The following is a 503-nucleotide window of genomic DNA, read 5'->3' on the forward strand; positions in this document are numbered from 1 at the left end:
TTCCCAGGTTGATTGAGCGCCCCATTGTGGTCAATGGCGAAAAAGCCAGAATTGGCCGCCCCCCTGAGTCCGTGCTTGAGATTCTTGACAGATAGCCAAAAGAATAACAGTTATACTTGGCGAAAGGACACAGGCATGTTCATAGCGGTTTATGAATTTGAGATTAAAGAAGGTACAGAGACTGAGTTTCGCAAAGCATGGCTGGAAGTGACAAAAGCCATCTACCAGAATTGCGGCAGCTTTGGCTCAAGACTACACACTTCAGATAACCCAAACATTCTGGTCGGTTATGCTCAATGGCCAGATCGCCAACAATGGGAAAAGGATCATAAGCTGACCGATGCTCTATATCTTCAGGCTCGCCAAAGAATGAAATATTGTCTTGTTCAATTAAAGACCGTATACCAGCTGGAAGTGAGTGATGACTACTTGCAGGCACCTCCAGCAACATAAGCTTGATCACTTTCCCATCGGCCCCTTAACCAGAGTTGTACACCAAGAAC

Annotated in this window: 2 protein-coding genes; both read left to right on the plus strand. The window is 45.9% G+C overall.

The window, feature by feature from the left end; all coding sequences use genetic code 11:
- Positions 1-95: ArsC/Spx/MgsR family protein (locus tag J7438_RS27515; RefSeq protein ID WP_286197011.1), on the plus strand; the 95-nt coding region annotated here is incomplete at its 5' end.
- 40 nt (positions 96-135) lie between these two features.
- A complete protein-coding gene (locus tag J7438_RS27520) occupies positions 136-453 on the plus strand; it encodes a putative quinol monooxygenase (RefSeq protein WP_209279182.1) in 318 nt (105 codons plus the stop codon).
- Positions 454-503: the final 50 nt, after the last annotated feature.

The sequence above is a fragment of the Thalassotalea sp. G20_0 genome (genome assembly GCF_017744175.1).
GTDB lineage: Bacteria > Pseudomonadota > Gammaproteobacteria > Pseudomonadales > Endozoicomonadaceae > Endozoicomonas.